23 protein-coding genes are annotated in these 17,527 nt (G+C 34.2%); 10 read left to right on the top strand and 13 right to left on the bottom strand.

The features are described from left to right. The first annotated feature begins 8 nt into the window (after positions 1-8). The 8 genes from H6G44_RS06445 (at position 9) to hypB (ending at position 4,891) form a co-directional block, all read left to right on the top strand. Positions 9-257: a HypC/HybG/HupF family hydrogenase formation chaperone gene (locus H6G44_RS06445; RefSeq protein WP_190385448.1), complete on the top strand. Its 249-nt coding sequence runs from the start codon at positions 9-11 to the stop codon at positions 255-257. A gap of 57 nt (positions 258-314) precedes the next feature. Continuing rightward, complete coding sequence (gene hypD, locus H6G44_RS06440; protein WP_190385449.1) at positions 315-1,466, top strand: hydrogenase formation protein HypD; 1,152 nt, start codon at positions 315-317, stop codon at positions 1,464-1,466. Between the two features lie 24 nt (positions 1,467-1,490). Further along, positions 1,491-1,706: a tautomerase family protein gene (locus H6G44_RS06435; protein WP_028089727.1), complete on the top strand. Its 216-nt coding sequence runs from the start codon at positions 1,491-1,493 to the stop codon at positions 1,704-1,706. A 78-nt stretch (positions 1,707-1,784) separates the two neighbouring features. Further along, positions 1,785-2,879: a hydrogenase expression/formation protein HypE gene (gene hypE / locus H6G44_RS06430; RefSeq protein WP_190385450.1), complete on the top strand. Its 1,095-nt coding sequence runs from the start codon at positions 1,785-1,787 to the stop codon at positions 2,877-2,879. Between the two features lie 183 nt (positions 2,880-3,062). Then, a complete protein-coding gene (locus tag H6G44_RS06425; protein WP_137909070.1) occupies positions 3,063-3,326 on the top strand; it encodes a type II toxin-antitoxin system Phd/YefM family antitoxin in 264 nt (87 codons plus the stop codon). Next, entirely contained in the window at positions 3,298-3,645 is a 348-nt protein-coding gene (locus H6G44_RS06420) for a type II toxin-antitoxin system RelE family toxin (protein ID WP_231395417.1), read from the top strand. Before H6G44_RS06425 ends, H6G44_RS06420 begins: the two co-directional genes overlap by 29 nt. 110 nt (positions 3,646-3,755) lie before the next feature. Continuing rightward, positions 3,756-4,097: a hydrogenase maturation nickel metallochaperone HypA gene (hypA, locus tag H6G44_RS06415; RefSeq protein WP_190385483.1), complete on the top strand. Its 342-nt coding sequence runs from the start codon at positions 3,756-3,758 to the stop codon at positions 4,095-4,097. Beyond that, positions 4,088-4,891 (top strand): hydrogenase nickel incorporation protein HypB, encoded by an 804-nt coding sequence (hypB, locus tag H6G44_RS06410; RefSeq protein ID WP_190385451.1) that lies wholly within the window; start codon positions 4,088-4,090, stop codon positions 4,889-4,891. The genes hypA and hypB overlap by 10 nt, the downstream gene beginning before the upstream one ends. A 439-nt stretch (positions 4,892-5,330) precedes the next feature. Here hypB and H6G44_RS06405 read toward each other — a convergent pair whose 3' ends face one another. From H6G44_RS06405 to H6G44_RS06395, 3 genes are all read right to left on the bottom strand, one after another. Next, complete coding sequence (locus tag H6G44_RS06405; protein WP_190385452.1) at positions 5,331-5,774, bottom strand: type II toxin-antitoxin system VapC family toxin; 444 nt, start codon at positions 5,772-5,774, stop codon at positions 5,331-5,333. Then, complete coding sequence (locus H6G44_RS06400; RefSeq protein ID WP_028083571.1) at positions 5,771-6,007, bottom strand: type II toxin-antitoxin system Phd/YefM family antitoxin; 237 nt, start codon at positions 6,005-6,007, stop codon at positions 5,771-5,773. Before H6G44_RS06400 ends, H6G44_RS06405 begins: the two co-directional genes overlap by 4 nt. 164 nt (positions 6,008-6,171) lie before the next feature. Further along, entirely contained in the window at positions 6,172-6,729 is a 558-nt protein-coding gene (locus H6G44_RS06395) for a hypothetical protein (RefSeq protein WP_190385453.1), read from the bottom strand. A 357-nt stretch (positions 6,730-7,086) separates the two neighbouring features. On the opposite strand from H6G44_RS06395, the gene H6G44_RS06390 reads away from it, so the two are divergent. Further along, the gene (locus H6G44_RS06390; protein ID WP_190385454.1) at positions 7,087-7,545 is read left to right on the top strand and encodes a hypothetical protein; all 459 of its coding nucleotides are present in this window, start codon (positions 7,087-7,089) and stop codon (positions 7,543-7,545) included. A 78-nt stretch (positions 7,546-7,623) separates the two neighbouring features. Here H6G44_RS06390 and H6G44_RS06385 read toward each other — a convergent pair whose 3' ends face one another. The 7 genes from H6G44_RS06385 to H6G44_RS06355 all read right to left on the bottom strand — a co-directional run bounded on the left by H6G44_RS06385 (position 7,624) and on the right by H6G44_RS06355 (position 11,225). Then, positions 7,624-8,232 (bottom strand): class I SAM-dependent methyltransferase, encoded by a 609-nt coding sequence (locus H6G44_RS06385; RefSeq protein ID WP_190385455.1) that lies wholly within the window; start codon positions 8,230-8,232, stop codon positions 7,624-7,626. A gap of 108 nt (positions 8,233-8,340) precedes the next feature. Further along, positions 8,341-8,712, bottom strand: coding sequence for a hypothetical protein (locus tag H6G44_RS06380; RefSeq protein ID WP_028083569.1), 372 nt, complete (start codon positions 8,710-8,712; stop codon positions 8,341-8,343). Further along, a complete protein-coding gene (locus tag H6G44_RS06375; protein ID WP_190385456.1) occupies positions 8,705-9,703 on the bottom strand; it encodes an LLM class flavin-dependent oxidoreductase in 999 nt (332 codons plus the stop codon). Before H6G44_RS06375 ends, H6G44_RS06380 begins: the two co-directional genes overlap by 8 nt. 18 nt (positions 9,704-9,721) lie before the next feature. Next, a complete protein-coding gene (locus tag H6G44_RS06370) occupies positions 9,722-10,057 on the bottom strand; it encodes a hypothetical protein (RefSeq protein WP_190385457.1) in 336 nt (111 codons plus the stop codon). Positions 10,058-10,181: 124 nt separating this feature from the next. Next, entirely contained in the window at positions 10,182-10,493 is a 312-nt protein-coding gene (locus H6G44_RS06365; RefSeq protein WP_190385458.1) for a hypothetical protein, read from the bottom strand. 2 nt (positions 10,494-10,495) lie between these two features. Further along, a complete protein-coding gene (locus tag H6G44_RS06360; protein ID WP_028083565.1) occupies positions 10,496-10,759 on the bottom strand; it encodes a hypothetical protein in 264 nt (87 codons plus the stop codon). 37 nt (positions 10,760-10,796) lie between these two features. After that, positions 10,797-11,225: a hypothetical protein gene (locus tag H6G44_RS06355; protein ID WP_190385459.1), complete on the bottom strand. Its 429-nt coding sequence runs from the start codon at positions 11,223-11,225 to the stop codon at positions 10,797-10,799. A 915-nt stretch (positions 11,226-12,140) separates the two neighbouring features. Here H6G44_RS06355 and cysK point away from each other — a divergent pair. Continuing rightward, the gene (cysK, locus tag H6G44_RS06350; protein WP_190385460.1) at positions 12,141-13,082 is read left to right on the top strand and encodes a cysteine synthase A; all 942 of its coding nucleotides are present in this window, start codon (positions 12,141-12,143) and stop codon (positions 13,080-13,082) included. Positions 13,083-13,260: 178 nt separating this feature from the next. On the opposite strand, the gene H6G44_RS06345 is transcribed toward cysK, so the two are convergent. From H6G44_RS06345 to H6G44_RS06335, 3 genes are all read right to left on the bottom strand, one after another. After that, on the bottom strand, positions 13,261-13,650 hold the full coding sequence (locus H6G44_RS06345) for a toxin-antitoxin system TumE family protein (protein ID WP_190385461.1): 390 nt from the start codon (positions 13,648-13,650) through the stop codon (positions 13,261-13,263). Further along, positions 13,625-13,939, bottom strand: a complete 315-nt coding sequence (locus tag H6G44_RS06340) for a hypothetical protein (protein ID WP_168632511.1) — start codon at positions 13,937-13,939, stop codon at positions 13,625-13,627. The genes H6G44_RS06345 and H6G44_RS06340 overlap by 26 nt, the downstream gene beginning before the upstream one ends. Positions 13,940-14,022: 83 nt before the next feature. Next, complete coding sequence (locus tag H6G44_RS06335; protein ID WP_190385462.1) at positions 14,023-17,265, bottom strand: type ISP restriction/modification enzyme; 3,243 nt, start codon at positions 17,263-17,265, stop codon at positions 14,023-14,025. Between the last annotated feature and the right edge of the window lie 262 nt (positions 17,266-17,527).

Below are 17,527 nucleotides of genomic sequence, written 5' to 3'. Positions count from 1 at the left end.
AAACTAAAATGTGTTTAGGAATACCCGGACAAATAACAGAAATAACCAACAGAGAACACAAACTAGCTACAGTTAATATTGGAGGAGTGAAAAGAGAAATAAACATAGCCTGTATAGTTGACCAACAACACCCACCAGAAGCTTGTATAGGAGATTGGGTATTAGTTCATGTTGGTTTTGCCATGAACAGAATTAACGAAAAAGAAGCAGCAGAAACATTAAAATTATTAGAAGAAATAGCCCAATCTTATACTTAAAATCTCCTTTATTTCTTTGTGTTTTTGCACATTTGCGCCTTTGCGCGAAACAAAATTATGAAATATATAAACGAATTTCGCAACCCTGAAAAAGCCCTCGCTTTACAACAAGAAATAACCAAACTCAGCCAACAAATAAATAGACATTTAAAAATCATGGAAGTATGTGGAGGACATACCCATGCTATTTTTAAATATGGAATCGAAGAAATATTACCCGATAATATAGAATTAATTCATGGTCCTGGTTGTCCAGTTTGTGTTATGCCTAAAGGTAGGATAGAAGATGCGATCGCACTTTGTCAACTACCCAACATCATCTTCACCACATTTGGCGACGCAATGCGCGTACCTGGTGCAAAAACCAGCCTTTTGCAAGCTAAAGCCCAAGGTGCAGATATTCGTATGGTTTACTCACCTTTAGATAGCCTAAAAATAGCCAAAGAAAACCCCCATAAAGAAATAGTATTTTTTGGTTTAGGCTTTGAAACCACCGCCCCTAGCACTGCATTTACTATACTTCAAGCAGCCGCAGAAAATATCACTAATTTTAGTATGTTTTCTAATCATGTATTAGTAATTCCCGCCTTACAAGCATTATTAGAAAATCCCGATTTACAACTTGATGGTTTTATTGGTCCTGGTCATGTAAGTATGGTAATAGGAATAGAACCTTATGAATTTATTACCCAACAATATCATAAACCAATTGTTATTTCTGGTTTTGAACCATTAGATATCTTCCAATCAATTTGGATGTTATTAAAACAAATAGTAGAAAATCGTTGTCAAGTTGAAAATCAATATAATCGGTTAGTAGAAAATAGTGGCAATAAAAATGCTTTAAAAGCCATAAATGAAGTTTTTACAGTGAGAGAAAAATTTGCATGGCGAGGTTTAGGAGAAATACCCAATTCCGGTTTCAAAATTCGCCCAGAATATGCCCAATTTGATGCTGAAGTTAAATTTACAATTCCGAATTTAAAAATAGCAGATCATAAAGCTTGTCAATGTGGAGAAATTCTGAAAGGAGTTTTAAAACCTTGGCAATGTAAAGTATTTGGAACAGCTTGTACACCGGAAACACCCATAGGAACTTGTATGGTTTCTTCTGAAGGTGCTTGTGCAGCATATTACAAATATGGGCGACTGTCAACCATGGCAAAAAGAGATAAATCAGGTGTATCGTCCGAACCTATATCAGTCTAAATTGCACAATTTGAGGAAAATTATATGCCTTTTGTCACTGTTCAAATTGGTAAGGGTCACTCCATAGAAAAAAAGCGTAAACTAGCCCAAGCTGTCACTGAAGCTTTAGTTTCTGCACTAGGAACAAAACCCGAATGGATAACTATTCATATTGATGAATTTGAACGAGATAATTGGGCGGTTGGAGGGGTTTTACACTCTGATAAACACGCTGGTAGACATGAAGAAACTGGCAGATAATTAACTAATAATGACAGGCAAGATGCCTGTCCCACAACAAAAAATATAATTACAAATAATTACAAAGCAATTTTCAAAATGACAATTAACTCTCATCAGAATCCACTTTTCCAAAAAATTGAGCAAGTCCGTCGTCGTCAAGGAAAGATAAGAGATACTCACATTAACTTATCCCATGGTAGCGGTGGTAAAGCCATGAGAGACCTAATAGATGATATCTTTGTGAAAAGTTTTGATAATCCCATTTTATCCCAATTAGAAGACCAAGCCACATTTGATTTACTGAGTCTTTCTCAACATGGAAAACGATTAGCATTTACTACAGATTCCTATGTAGTAGATCCTTTATTTTTTCCTGGTTCAGACATAGGAGAATTAGCAATTAATGGTACAATTAATGATTTAGCCGTGAGTGGGGCAAAACCTTTATATCTCACTTGTAGCATGATTTTAGAAGAAGGTTTACCCATAGAAACATTAAGAAAAGTTGTGGCTAGTATGCAGAAAGCAGCCGAAAAAGCTGGAGTGCAAATAGTCACAGGAGACACCAAAGTTGTTAATAGAGGTTGTGCCGATAAATTATTTATAAATACTGCCGGCATTGGGATAATTCCCCCAAACATTGACATTTCTCCTCGCAACATTCAACCGGGAGACGTGGTAATTATTAATGGAGAAATAGGAAATCATGGCACAGCAATATTAATTGCCAGAGGAGAATTAGCATTAGAAACAGATATAGAAAGTGACTGTCAACCACTGCATGAATTAGTCGCCGAAATTATTAAAATTTGTCCCCAAATTCACGCCATGCGAGACGCAACCAGAGGCGGTTTAGCCACAGTATTAAATGAATTTGCCCTCACTTCTAACTTAGGAATACGCATTCATGAAAATGCAATTCCCATTAAAGAAGAAGTAAATGGAGTATGTGAAATCTTAGGTTTAGAACCCTTATATTTAGCCAACGAAGGAAAATTAGTCATAGTTGCACCTCCAGAAAAAGCCGATTTGATTTTAGCAACAATGAAAAACCACCCCACGGGAAAACAAGCCTCTATTATAGGTGAAATCATTCCCCACCCACCAGGAATAGTCCTTTTAAAAACCGCCTTTGGTGCAGAAAGAATCATAGATATGCTAGTAGGTGATCAACTGCCCAGAATATGTTAAAATCTATAAATTATGTAGGTTTGGTTGACCTATGTTACCCAACACTTCTGACATTTTTGCGGTTTTGTTGGGTTGCGCTGTCGCTTAACCCAACCTACAAATTCTATCATCAACACAGAAGTCGGGTATCTTGTGCATGAATTAGTGATATAATCATATACAATACTTATTTTTTACCAGAATATGTTAAAACACCTCACAATTACAGAAGCACAACAGCAAATTTTACATTTGCCAGATGATGTACAACAAGAGCCAATAATTATTACCAAACATGGTAAACCAGTTATGGCGGCTATTAGTTTTGAGCAATATGAATCTTTATTAGAAACTTTAGCAATTTTATTTGATCAAGAATTTAACCAACAATTACAAGAAAGTATAGCTCAAGCACACAGGGGAGAAACTATTAGTTGGCATGATGCAAAACTCAAACTCGGACTTTGAAAAACCACAAACTGATAATATTGAATTTGAAATTCAGTTAACGCCTTTAGCATTGGAGATGTTAACAAATATTAAAGATAAACGTCACCAAAAAGCTCTAATTTCACGAATTGATAAACTAAAAATAGAACCTGAAAAGCAGGGAAAACCTTTAACTGGACAACTAATAAATTATCGTAGTCTTAGGGCTGTAGGGCAACGCTACCGTATAGTTTATCAAGTGGAAAATGATAAGGTAGTTGTTTTAGTAGTTGGCATAGGTTTAAGAAAGGAAGGTAATAAGGAAGATATTTATAATCTCTTACAAAAATTATTATAGCAGTTCCCATGCTCGTGAGATACAAAGTTTTTTAGTTTTAGGGAACAGGAAATAAATTGATGTGTACTTCATTATACTCCTTGTCTGTAACGGCTCAACTGTCACCTAATATGCACGAACTCGGAATAACTCAAAATATCATTGCCATAGTCACCGAAAATGCCCAAGGTAAAAAAGTCCAAAGAGTATTATTAGAAGTTGGTAAATTATCGGCTATTATGCCAGATGCCATTAAATTTTGTTTTGATATTTGCGCCCAAGGTACAATAGTTGAAGGGGCAAGATTAGAAATTTTAGAAATACCAGGAATGGCTAAATGTCGTGAATGTGGTACAAATTTTTATGTCGAAAAACCTTTTGGTATTTGTGAATGTGGTAGTATTAAATTAGATATAATAGCTGGTGAAGAACTAAAAATTAAAGAAATTGAAGTAGAGGAATTATGTGTGTAAATTGCGGATGTTCTGGTGATAATCAAACAACAATTACAAATATGGAAAATGAACACCATCATACTCATACTTTAGCAGATGGAACTGTAATTACTCATTCTCATCATCATGAGGAAACAACCCAAATTCATGCTCAAATCCATAATACAACCATATCTTTAGAACAAGAAATATTAGGTAAAAATAACCTATTAGCTGCCCAAAATCGCGGCTGGTTTAAAGGTCGAAATATTCTGGCTTTAAATTTAATGAGTTCTCCCGGTGCAGGTAAAACTACTTTATTAACTCGCACTATTAATGATTTAAAAAATACACTAACTATCAGCGTTATTGAAGGTGATCAAGAAACTACAAATGATGCGGAAAAAATTAAATCCACTGGTTGTCAAGTGGTACAAATTAACACGGGTACAGGCTGTCATTTAGATGCTTCCATGATAGAAAAAGGGCTGCAAGAATTGAATCCGCCCCTTAATTCTGTGGTGATGATTGAAAATGTCGGAAATTTGGTTTGTCCGGCTTTGTTTGACTTAGGAGAAGCGGCTAAGGTGGTAATTTTATCGGTGACGGAAGGAGAAGATAAACCTATTAAATACCCTTATATGTTTCGCAGTAGTGATATTATGATTTTAACGAAAATTGATTTATTACCTTATATCAATTTTGATGTTCAGCGTTGTGTTGAATATGCTAAACAGGTAAATCCCAAAATCCAAGTTTTCCAAGTTTCTGCTACTACTGGGGAAGGTTTGGAAGATTGGTATGGGTGGTTAAGTCAAGAGGAAGTTATATGAAACTAGAAAAAACTATTTACAAAAATAATCATGATAATTTCATATAAAGTCCTCAAGGTAAGTGGTTTAACAGAAAAGCAACTTTTACTAGAAATTATAATATAGTTTACACTCTTTATAGAGGTTATCGGTTGAGTGAGATACAAAAACCCCACCCCCAACCTCCTCCCCGCAAGCGAGGAAGGGGCTTAGGATGTATCTCACTCAAGTGCATACCCCCTATATACAGCGTTTTCTGATCTGATGAGGTACAAAGTTGAATCATGAAACTCTTGTGGTGCGGGCATACTATGGCTAAAGCCACGCTACGCGAACGGCAAACTCAGTACAAGTCTTGCCCGCTAGATATGTACCTCATAACACCGGAAAGTGCTGTATCACCGGGGATCTGAATATAGTGGGAAGTGCGATCGCTAAGTTCGACCAAGTAATCGCATCTCTAAATAAAATTCATATTGGAAGTTAATAAAAGAATGTCTATCCCCAAAATAGTAGCAGATTGAGCTAATTTTTCATCTGCTGTCACCAGAGACAAATTATTAATACTACACACAGCTAAATGCAAAGCATCTAAAGTTCTTAAAGGCAGATCAAACCTGGATATCCAGTCTCTAGCTAAACGGTAATGTTGATTTTCCAATAAAACAAGACCATACAAACCTTCATTAAGATGATTTTCAAACAATTCTGTAATCCGTCTAGCGTCATTTTGGGAAACTTCACCCATTCTTACCCTACGAGATAAGGCAGAAAATAATTCCACCTCAACTAATTGACTAATGATCGGTTTATCTTCTTGTTTTTGTAATAGTTGTTCAACAACAGCACTTAATTTTTCAGGCACATAATAAGGAACAATGGCGCTAGTATCTAAATAAATCAATATCTTTCGTTCTCTCTTTCTTCTAATATCGTGGTACTCATTGAACTTCCTTTTAAAACTATGGATTTTCTAAAATCGTTTAAACTAGGAAATACTTTTTTTACCTGTTGGGGAGGAAGAAGACGGGCAATTTCTTTGCCTTCTTTCATCAGAATAAATTGCTCACCTTTGGCGACTTGTTCTAGAAGTTTATATAAATTTTGAGTAGCTTCTTCAATTGTAATCTGAGTCATAAGGTTCTCAATATTTTACAAATTTTCTTTAATTATATAACAGAAATAGATGTTTTGTAAATAGATTTGGGAGACTAGATCCCCAACTTCTTTGAGAAGTCGAGGATCTGAATATTAGGATCGCCCAAAATCATCCTCTTATGAAAGAGCGATAGCTCTAACCTCTAGAACTGACTATAAATTCCTTTAATTTCTGTTACAGCTTCTTTGGTATTACTTAGCCAAGACCTCCATCTATCTCTTGGACTAGTAGTGTGAATGATAGCGTAACCACCTACTTGTTTAAGAACATTAGAAGGAACAGTATCAGCCCATGCCTGAGTTCGATTGCTTGGACCAGGACAACGCTTACAATCTACACCCCAGCTTTGAGGATTAGTTATATACAAACGATTTCCAGCACGATCAGTGATGGCAACAACAACAGAACCAGTAAATCCTTTCCACTTTTTATCGGTCCAAATTCTTGTTACACCGTCTATCCGTCCGTTATTGGAAATTGTAATTTGAGTCTCCATTCGACGATGATCGCCAAGCTCATCGAACCTAGTGCCGCTGAGTGGAAAAGGCTTACTTTGCGCTAGTAATAATTTTTCATTACGTGAATTTGTGAGTTGAAAACTAGAAAGATTAGAACGCGATATGTCAACTCCAAACGTGGTTTCTTCTAAAGCAGAACTACTATTACTATTCGGTAAAGCCACTACTGCTGTAGTTGCCATTGCAGAAACAACTCCAACCGAGAAAAGAGTTTTTAACAATTTCATACGCTTGTTACTCCAAAAAAAATTACTGTGAATTGCTAAGGTATTGATTCAGCTTGGAATTTCCTAAGCCTTTACCGATAGTATTTTTACTTTTTACCCACCCAAAAAATCAACGAGTATCCCCGCAGAAAAATGTGCGAACTCCCGCAAGTTAAATTGCGGACTTATATCTATACGAAACTACACCAAACACCTAACATTGAAAAGCGGAAAAAAGCGGATCGTAAAAAAAATTAAAAAACAGACGGAAAAAAGCTGAAAAATACGGATAAAGTCTGCTAAAATTATCTATATCGCGTTACATTTATCGATATGCAGGTTCAGCAACTACTACAACTTGTGGATGACGCTCTTTATCTCAACACAGGAAAGCATCTCAACGACTTACAACGTGGCGTTATTGAAGGAACACTCAAGCATCAAAAATATGCTGATATTGCTGAAACTTGTGGTTGTAGCGCCGGTCATGCAAAGGATGTAGCTTACGAACTTTTGCAAATTTTATCTGATATTTTTGATGAACCAGTTGATAAAGGTAATCTTAAATCTGTTCTTGAACGACAGGGAAATGTGAATATTTCTTTGGGGGATAATACTATTAATAGTAATCTAATTGGCTGTATAAATGTAAGTTCTAAAAATACTAAAACTAAATCAGATAAAAAGAGATTTGAGAAAATCAAAAAATTACGGCAATTAGGTTTAAATGATCAAGAAATTGTAGAAATATTAGAATTACCTTTAGAAGTCGTTCAAGAGGTGGAAGTTTAAACTTGGAATATTAAATCTACTAACTATCTAACATAAGAAAATGGTGCGTTACGCTATCACTAACGCACCCTACAAAGATTATTTCTGAAAAACAGTTAATAATACAAACCCTAATAAGGGATAGTGACCTACACAAGTTAACCCTGCATTATTACCCATTTCTTCTCTTTGTTTTTGGCTATAAAATCTAACTGCTGTATGAGAATGGGGCGTAATTTGACATGATGATGAGTTATTAAAAGTAATGTCCACTAAATAAAATTTACCACCAGGAGAAAGTACCCTTGCTACTTCTTTTAAAACCTGGTCTGGTTGGGGATAATGCAAAAAACTGATACTATTAAAAACGGCGTTAAATTGTCCCTCTACAAAGGGGAGATTTTCGGCATTACCTTCAAGGTAAATTAAGCGAGGACGGTGGCGGTTATTTTGCCTCGCTACCCGCAACATTTGCGGAGATAAATCTAAACCAGTGGCTGTAATTTCTGGAAACTGATTTGCTAATCTATTTAATAATCTACCTGTTCCACAACCTAAATCAAGTACATTGGCATTTGCTGATAATTCAACTTTTGTGAGTAATCTTTTATGAATTGCTTGATAAATAAAGGAAGGAAATGTCCAATCATAACTATTTGCCCAACGATCAAATAGTTCTTTTTTGTTATTAATCATGTTGTTAATCATGGCTGCTATATTGTATTTATTTTATTATAACAAGATAGAAGATAAATCCCCGACTTTTCAAGAAGTCGAGGATCGGGTGATTTTAGTGATTAAAATATAATTTAGGACTTACAACCAATCTCGATAGGCTGAAATTTCATTCACTCCAATTTCAAAGGGTGATCCCTTGCCAAAAGGAGGATAAACGCGAATTTTGGCATCTTTAGTGAATCTTTCCAGCCTATTTCCTAATTGGGGAATATTACTAACTATATGCCAATAGGCAACCAGATCAGGACAGTCTACAATTAACATCAAAGTCGTCTTATTTGTGGTCATGTACCACTGACAATTAGATAGTAATACTTGGGTAATGCGATCGCACGCATAAAAGAAGCATTTACCAATAGACTGTTCCAACTCTAAATGTAGCATTCCATCCTCTTTTGTTACCTTGGTAGGAGGTAAATCATCGGGAGGAAGTAGGGAAAGTTTAGACATAATTCCGCACCTCTTGATTGTAGCGTTGTAAACTTTCTCGATTTTTTTGTAAGGAAAAGGATGAAGGTTTTAACGCTAGTGTGCTGAGATCTAATTCGTCCTGAAATTTCTTGATTTTGTCACGACAACCGTTGACATCACCGATAATTGAATTTTCCAGCAAATAGTCCTCATCAAAACAAATATTTGTCCGATCAAATGCTGGTTGTTGAGGACTTTTTTCCATTACTTGAGTTGAATTAACCGTCATTTCTTTGCTAAAATGACGAATAAAAGGTAATGCTTCATTTACCGCTTGATCATGAGTTTTACCCACAAAAAAGAACCGCGCTAACAGGAACTTTTCTGCACCACTTTGATTAAATTCCCGATATTTATTAACCGTCTTCTTTAGTCTTGCTAAAGAAAAAGGCGGACCCCCCATTAAACCAAAGGAATTTTCAGCAGCAAATTTAACTGCATCATCATCACCACTAGCAACATATATAGGAATTGGTTTTTGCAGTGTTTGGGGGTGTATCGTTAGATTTTCACATTGATAATATTCACCATTAAATGATACATTAGTTTCATATAATAGCTTTTGAATCAATGCTACTGACTCTAACATTTTGGCGCGGGATTCCTGGTTTGTTACACCAAAATGTTTATTTTGCTGCGGAAATGGACCACCTTTAGCTACCCCAAAAGCCAACCTACCATTACAAAGATTATCCAAAGTAGCAATATCTTCAGCAACGCGAATTGGTTGGTAAAATGGCAATAATACAGCCGCAGTTCCTAGACGAATTTGCGAAGTTATACCTGCCAAATGTGCCATTAAAAGTAGAATCGAAGGACTGAGATTGAACTCATTAAAATGATGTTCCGTTACCCAAGCTTCTTCAAAACCTAAACTTTCAGCTTCTTTCACCAATAAAACTTGTTCAAAGATAGTGCGTCTAGCATCATGGTGATGATTTTCGTAATTGCAGAAAAGTCCTGTTTTCATTGTTAACCAAATATTAGATTAGGCTGCCACTAATTGCAACTCCAACCATAATCGAGGTTCAGACTGCTTTAACTTCGACATAGGGTCACGTAGCAATCGTTTAGCATTGAGACAGACTACTTGAATTAACCCCATATTTTCGGCTAATTCTCTGAGGATTTCTTTTTTGGCTTGAATATAGGGCATAATGTCTTCTCGACAATAAATTCCTATATATTGAAACCGTTTTGCAGGTCGTCCCCAAAAGCAAGTGATAACTTTCACGTGGCAGCCTTCTAAAAGTTCTCCCACGGAGGGATAATAGTCATTTACCACTCTGATAAATTCTTGGGCTAGGATGTCTTCAGTAATCATTTGACTGATTCTTCTGTAGCTTCCATAACTCTATTTATTATAACATATAATTGTCATTTAAGCATAACAAAAATAAAGATCCTCGACTGTTTTAAGATGTCGGGGATCTAAGGATTTCAAGTTTTTATCGAGAATTACGTTCTGCTACTAAAACATCAGCAATAATATCTGGTAGACTTTTCAAATCGGTATATCCTTCATCTCCAGAAATTGGGGAAATAAAAGTATAATTAGGGTCACAAACTCCTGTGTCATAAACCTGCATAAACCATCTATCAGGTAATCCCTCTACACCCAATTCTACAATATACCAACTCTCACCCATTAAGCGAGAATTAAATACTGTAAACCAATCTCTAAAATCATCAGCAATATTCCAATCTGCTAAGAGAAATTCTAATGATATTTTTCCAGCATCAGTTGCGGTCAATAACATGATTACTCCTGAGTGACAACTTGATCAGAAACTTCAGGATATAAACCTAATTCTTTAGCTAATTGTTTAGCAACAAAAAATAGAAATTGCGCTCCATCTTGATTACCTTGATGAGCAAACATTGTGGCTACTTGTAACATTGATTGAACTAAACCAGAATCAATTAATTCGGGTTTTGCTTCTAAAACTTCTGGTTCTTGACCATTAGGACATTGAAGAAGTTCATCAATTAAATTAAAATACTGTGTTTGGCGTTCGTCTGTCATGATAATTTAGTTTATGGTGAATAATTAAGTTGAAAAATTACTGTTCGATGCTTTGTTCCCACATTCTTTCTAACATAGCAATATGTTCTTTTAATACAGCAGCACGATAGACAAGATATCTGTCATAAGCGATAATTCCTATACCAATACAAATGGGTGTTACTAAAAATATCCATTGCAAAATTGTTGCTAATTTATATTTTTTTGCGGTAACTTTGAGTTGATGAAGAAAACTATTGTCAGATAATTTGACCTTGACTAAAGATAACTGAGTATTGATAATTTTTGTTTGGGGAACTAATTGAGAAGATGCTATATTTATTTTCGACAATTCACAGGATAAATTCTGTGTTTTAACGAACTCTCTATGTTGTCCCCAAACTATAGTAAATACTATTATCCCTGGAGAAATTAATGCTAAAGTTACCAAACTTACGGTCAGCATATTTAAAAGTTTGACTTTCATGTTTATTCTCCCTTACTAGGTCTTAATTACCTAGAAAGAAAATTTCTATTAGTAGGTTTATTTTTTGCACCTTTTTTATTCAAAATATGCTAACTAAAATCTCCTCAAAAACAAAATTCTATCCTTTTTGTACTCCGTAATACAGACAAGATTAAGATGAGTTTTGAGAGATATAAAAGGTAAGAAGTCCCCCCTAATTCGTCAGACTTTCATCTTAGGAACTTCGGGGGGTAGAGGGGAATCTCTGCGTAAATCCTATATCGTTTATATCAGTTACCTTTTTAGTTCCAACTTTCAGCAACTCAAGTTAATATTATTAAGATAATTACCACAGCACTCAAATTCTGTGATCCTGACTTGGTAAGCATTTAAAAGAAATTAAAATATTTTTTGGTGTAGGGGTGCTAGTATTTATTGAGTGGGGGACTAGCATTTTTAAAAAAGGGGACGGGTTATTTTGTACTCAACCTTAAACTAGTTTGGGCTATTGGTTTTAGATATTTTCAAGGGAAAATTCACAAGTACAAACTGTACTCAAATCACAGAATCTCATGACAAAGCTAGGACTAAGATATCTTGAATAACTCAAAAATAAAATTAAGATATTCTAAGGAAAGTAGAACAGTATTATTTTCAACAATCAATACCTTCACCATTTTTGTAGGTTGGGTTAAGTGACAGCGCAACCCAACGGTCATGTTGGGTTTCATGCTATTGCTCCGCAACGCTCACGCGAACAACCCAACCTACGAATCAAGACTTTTTTTAATTTGGTGAAGGTATTAACAATTAGGAATATTTTCTTGTAGCAATAGACGGAAATTATGGTAAAATGGCTAATATAAAGAACTAATCAGATAAATATGTAACCGGAATAGATTAATATATAAACTTTAGGATTTTAGGAGTTAAAAAATGCGAATTGCTAAAGACGTAACAGAACTTATTGGAAAAACTCCATTAATTCAGTTGAATAAAATTCCCCAAGCCGAAGGAGTGAAAGCCAGGATAGTTGTCAAATTAGAAAGTATGAACCCTGCGGCCTCTGTCAAAGATAGAATTGGCATAAGTATGATTCTATCCGCTGAAGCTGAAGGTTTAATTTCACCAGGAAAAACGGTTTTAGTCGAACCAACTTCCGGTAATACAGGTATTGCTTTAGCCATGGTAGCAGCCGCGCGGGGCTACAAATTGATTTTAACCATGCCCGAAACCATGAGTCAAGAAAGACGTGCCATGCTGCGGGCTTACGGTGCGAGTTTGGAATTAACACCTGGTACTCAAGGAATGCGGGGAGCAATTAACAAAGCAGAGGAAATTGTGGCGAATACTCCCAACGCTTTTATGTTACAACAATTTGCTAACCCCGCGAATCCGAAAATACACAGAGAAACCACCGCTGAGGAAATTTGGGCGGATACTGACGGAGAAGTTGATATTTTAATTGCTGGGGTAGGAACGGGCGGTACAATTACTGGTATTGCTGAAGTAATTAAACAACGCAAACCCAGTTTTCAAGTAATTGCGGTTGAACCTAGTAATAGTCCAATTCTATCTGGTGGTAAAGCAGGTTCTCACAAAATTCAAGGTATTGGCGCGGGATTTATTCCTGATGTTTTGCGTCAAGATTTAATTGATGAAATAGTGCAAATTGACGACGCAGAAGCAATGGAATATGGACGGAGATTAGCCAGAGAAGAAGGGTTATTATCAGGAATATCTTCTGGTGCGGCTTTAGCTGCTGCTATTGAAGTAGGTAAACGTCCAGAAAATGCTGGTAAATTAATAGTAATGATTCAACCTTCCTTTGGTGAACGCTATTTAAGTACCGCTATGTTTCAAGATTTAATGAGTTAAATATTTCGTAGGTTGGGTTGACACAAGGAAACCCAACAAAATCCTTAATAATTTTTGTCTGATAGCGTAGCGTGGCGTAGCCATATCAGGATTTACAGGATTTAAGGATTTATAGGATGTTTATTTATTTGATAAAATAACTTATAATTCTCTATTTTTTGATATTAAATTATATTAATCATTTTGTATTATTTAAGTATTCGCTAATAATTTCTAAAATTACTTGTTCAATATCTGGGATTTTAGATTGGATAATTTTACCTTTGATATGTTTATGATCTGTATAACCCAGGTCAGGCTTATGCTTTGCGTTGTCATAACGAAATATTAAGTTATTTTCATGGTCTTGATAATGGAATGAATAGGAAAGCTTTTCAATAGATTCTTGTAGGTCAATATACTCTTTAAAAAATAGACGTAAACCTTGCAAAAATTCTAAATTACCTTGGATAAAACCGACATAATTGGATCTGGAATCAACAGAAAAGCTAAATGATAAAATCCATCCTTCATTCACATATTTTTGAATAACAGTAACAATATTAGCTTGGTAATTGTTGAGTAACATATTCAATTGCTTCTAACTTTTGTAGAGAATTAGTTAATTTTTGTTTAATTTTTATCTCTCCAGCCCAACTTACATATTCTTCGTCACCACCTGTAAGGTCTTCTGCTGTCCAATTGGCGAAAAAAAACTCTGATGAAACTTGATATTTTGCTTCAAATTCCATTAGTAATTTATTGGTTTTTTCTATTGAACGTTTTAAGTTTTTAATCTCGGAATCAATGGCTGACTGAACCAGGTTTTGTACGATTTCAACGTCAGGAGAATCGGATTTAATTTGTAGCTGTAACATAAGTTTTACCTCAAATAGAAGGACTATAGTAATTTTACTGCTTGGGTTTTTACAAGACAATACATATTAATTATAACATTTTTTTACTCTATGGGGAAACCTGGAATAATTTTATCAATTTCTTGCATTAATCGTAAAGTGTCTGTTAAAGCAATGACAATTTTTTGATAATGGTTAATTTCCTCAACAGATAATTTTCTATTAGCATTTTTTCGGTCTTTTAACCATTTATCTAATACTTGATATCCTCCGATTTTAAATTCCCAGATATGTGGAGGAATATCGGTAAAATAACTCTGTTTATTGATATAAACTCTTTGTAATTCGGAATTATAGGTAACTTCAGTAACTTGATTATCTCCTATTGTTTGATAGGTTGTAATTAAATTATTGAGTTTATCAGATTTCATTAAATGTAAATTAACTAATTCTTCTCCTTTGATAGCTAATTCATGAAAGAGTTTTTGATTACTAGTTAAAGGAAGACGCGGAAAATCTATTTTTAGAAATTCAGCGTATCTAGTACGATAGGTGGGACTGTGAAATATAGCATAAGCATAGTAAAAGATTTGTTCTGGAGTTGGTATTTTACCGAGTTTTTCTTTGATAGTTTTTAAGAATGTTGGGGATAAGTTAGGAGTTCTTTCTATGAAAAGATTTGTTTGATCATTTTCTGTATTTGGGTAAGTGTAGAGAGGAAAAATATAAGTTGCTTCCCTGCTTTTTAAGGATACAGTACAATGTTCTGTGAGAATTTCTGAACAAAATATATGATAAAAACCTGGTTCAACTTGTTGACGACAGGAAAGTAATGCAATATTATTACCTTTTAATAAATGTCCCATTAATTCTTTACGACTATCTCCTCTTTCAATAATCTTATGATTATAATAAACCCAACGATTATCAAATGGTCTATAAGCATATAGTAGTAATTTTGATTCAATTTCATCTTGTTTAATATCTAACTTAGCTTTTTCTAAATTCCAATATTCTGTATCTTTGATATTGTATTTTTCTTTTAATTCTTCTAAATTAGTATTTATAGAAATATCACAAAAACGATTTAGTAGAGTTTCTCTATCATAGTCAACACATACATTATCCCTTCTAGTTTTTACACCAGCAGCATAAACGGGAAAGATATCATTAATACTCAACTCTTTGTTATATTCATCTTCATAATCAAGATTTTTCGGTGCAAAAAAGTAATTAGGTTCAGTTGTTTTTACTTCTATCCAATTAATATTATCTAAACTTGCAGATTCTAAAAACTTATATTTATCCTCACGTCTTCCCCAAACATCATAATATAATACCTTTGCCATTTCCTTAACACCATCTCTGGATTTATAAGCCGTAGAAAAATAATCAGGTTCGCTTTTTTCTCGCACAGCAATTAAAATCGCTACACCTTGTTGAATATCAAAAACATTTTGATCAACATTTCCCTCTGGAGTGGTTTCTTTTAATAAGGAATTACCATGTAAATCCATGATATATAATGTATCAAAATACCTTAACAATTCTTCCCTCATACCTCGATGAATTAAACCATTGAGATAGGAATGGTTAGTAATAAAACCAATAATACCCGCATTTTGAGCATTATTTTCAATTTGATATTGAGCAAAACGAATAAATTTAATATAATCATCATCTAAAGGTTGAATATTCTTTTCTCCTTCCAGTCTGACTCTACCTTTATATAGTTCTAAAAGTTCCCCAATGTGGGTTAATTCGGTGATAGTTTTACCCGCTGTTCCAGTTTTATAAATCCGATTCCAAACTGAACCAGTATATTCAATATCTACTAAATATCTTTCATCTTGATTTAAGACCCTTTTGCGTTTACTCGCATTTTGTGAACTGACAGAATAAGGAGGATTTCCTAATACTACAGTTACAGAAATTTCCGTTTTTACCTTTGCTGCTTGACTTGATTCTTCCGCGATAATTTGGGTAATTCCGGGAATTAATTCCCCGGATTTTATTCCTGCTTCCAAAGCATTAGTTAAATAAATTTTTAATCTTTCTGCTGGTGCAAATTTATAACCCAAATCTGCTAATAATAAACCTAATTTTAAATGCGCTATGGTATAGGGAGTCATCAATAATTCAAACCCAAATAAACGCTTTAAAAGTTTTGCGTCTCTTAAAAAACTATTCCATTTATCAACACCATATTTAGCAACATTATCACGAATTTGTTTAATAACTGCATATAAAAATGTTCCTGTTCCGGTTGCGGGGTCAAGAATTGTGACTTTGCGATTTCCTAAACCATATTCTAAATCAAAAATTTCTTCATTAACTAAAATATCATTAACAGAACGGACAATAAAATTAACTACAGGTTCAGGAGTATAATAAACTCCTCTACTTTTTCTTAATGAAGATTGATAAGCGGCTAAAAATGTTTCGTAAAAGTGAATAACTGGATCTTCTGTGCGGGTTTCTTGACCAAAGTTGTCTAAAATATTGGTCATGTCTATTGTGTTAAATAAGTCTATTAAATTCTCAATTGATTTGTGAATTTTACTAACGCTATTATTTCCTAAAACTAAATCAAATAAACCTTTTAAAAAAGGAATTTTATCAGTCATATAAATACCGGCTGTTGTGCGATTAAATGCAAATTCTCCAGGGTTTTGTGCATGACCAATTTTTGCAGTAAATAACCCATAAGCGATAGTTTGAGCGTACATATCTGCAAATTTATCATTATTTATATCTAAAAGTAGTAATTTCTTAAATGTCTCTTTTAGACGATTTAATTCTTCTGTGGTTGTTTCTATTTCTAAAGATGATTGAATGGCGTTTCTAATGGTTTTAGTATAAGCTGCCATTTCTTTAGCCAAATCGTAATAATTATTAATATCTTTGGCTTTTTGATTTAGGAATAATTGTAGTAATTCTCTAATTGGTTGTAAATCATTAATTAGAATAATTTTACCTGATTTAAAATCAGCTAGTTTAGCAGTTTTTTCACATTCTTCGTTTACATACCACCGAAATTCTAGATAATTAGTTAAAATCAAATTGTCACCAATATTTGATTCTAAATAACGTTTGAGTTGTGGTGTTTTTTCGATTTTAGTTAAATCAATATTAATATCTTTAGCTTCTATATATCCTAAAATCCGCTCATTTTTTCTGATAGTTAAATCGGGTATTCCTGCTTGATTACCTTTTTCTTCAATTCTGGCATTAATCCCTATCATTAAACCCTCAATGAGACGTTTTAGACTGGGGTAATGACTACTTTGTCCACCACTTTTAAGATTTTCTTGTAAATCTTGGATGTAGTTATTAAAATCAGACATAATCCCTGGATAATTATTTATTAAACTTCTTGCTTTTTATAATAGCATATAATCGTAATATATTTGTAGGTTGGGTTAAGCGACAGCGAAACCCAACAAAGTCCTAAAAATGTTGTAACCTACTTGTTTATCGGAAAACCCAAATGTGAATTTATATTATGATCATGTTGGGTTTCCTGGGTCAACCAAACCTACTTGTTTATCGGAAAACCCAAATGTGAATTTACATTATGATTATGTTGGGTTTCCTAGTGTCAACCCA

The organism is Aphanizomenon flos-aquae FACHB-1287 (assembly GCF_014698755.1).
Classification (GTDB): Bacteria; Cyanobacteriota; Cyanobacteriia; order Cyanobacteriales; family Nostocaceae; genus Dolichospermum; species Dolichospermum flosaquae.
The sequence above is the reverse complement of the archived record's forward strand: the minus strand, read 5'-3'. Positions and strand labels throughout refer to the sequence as shown.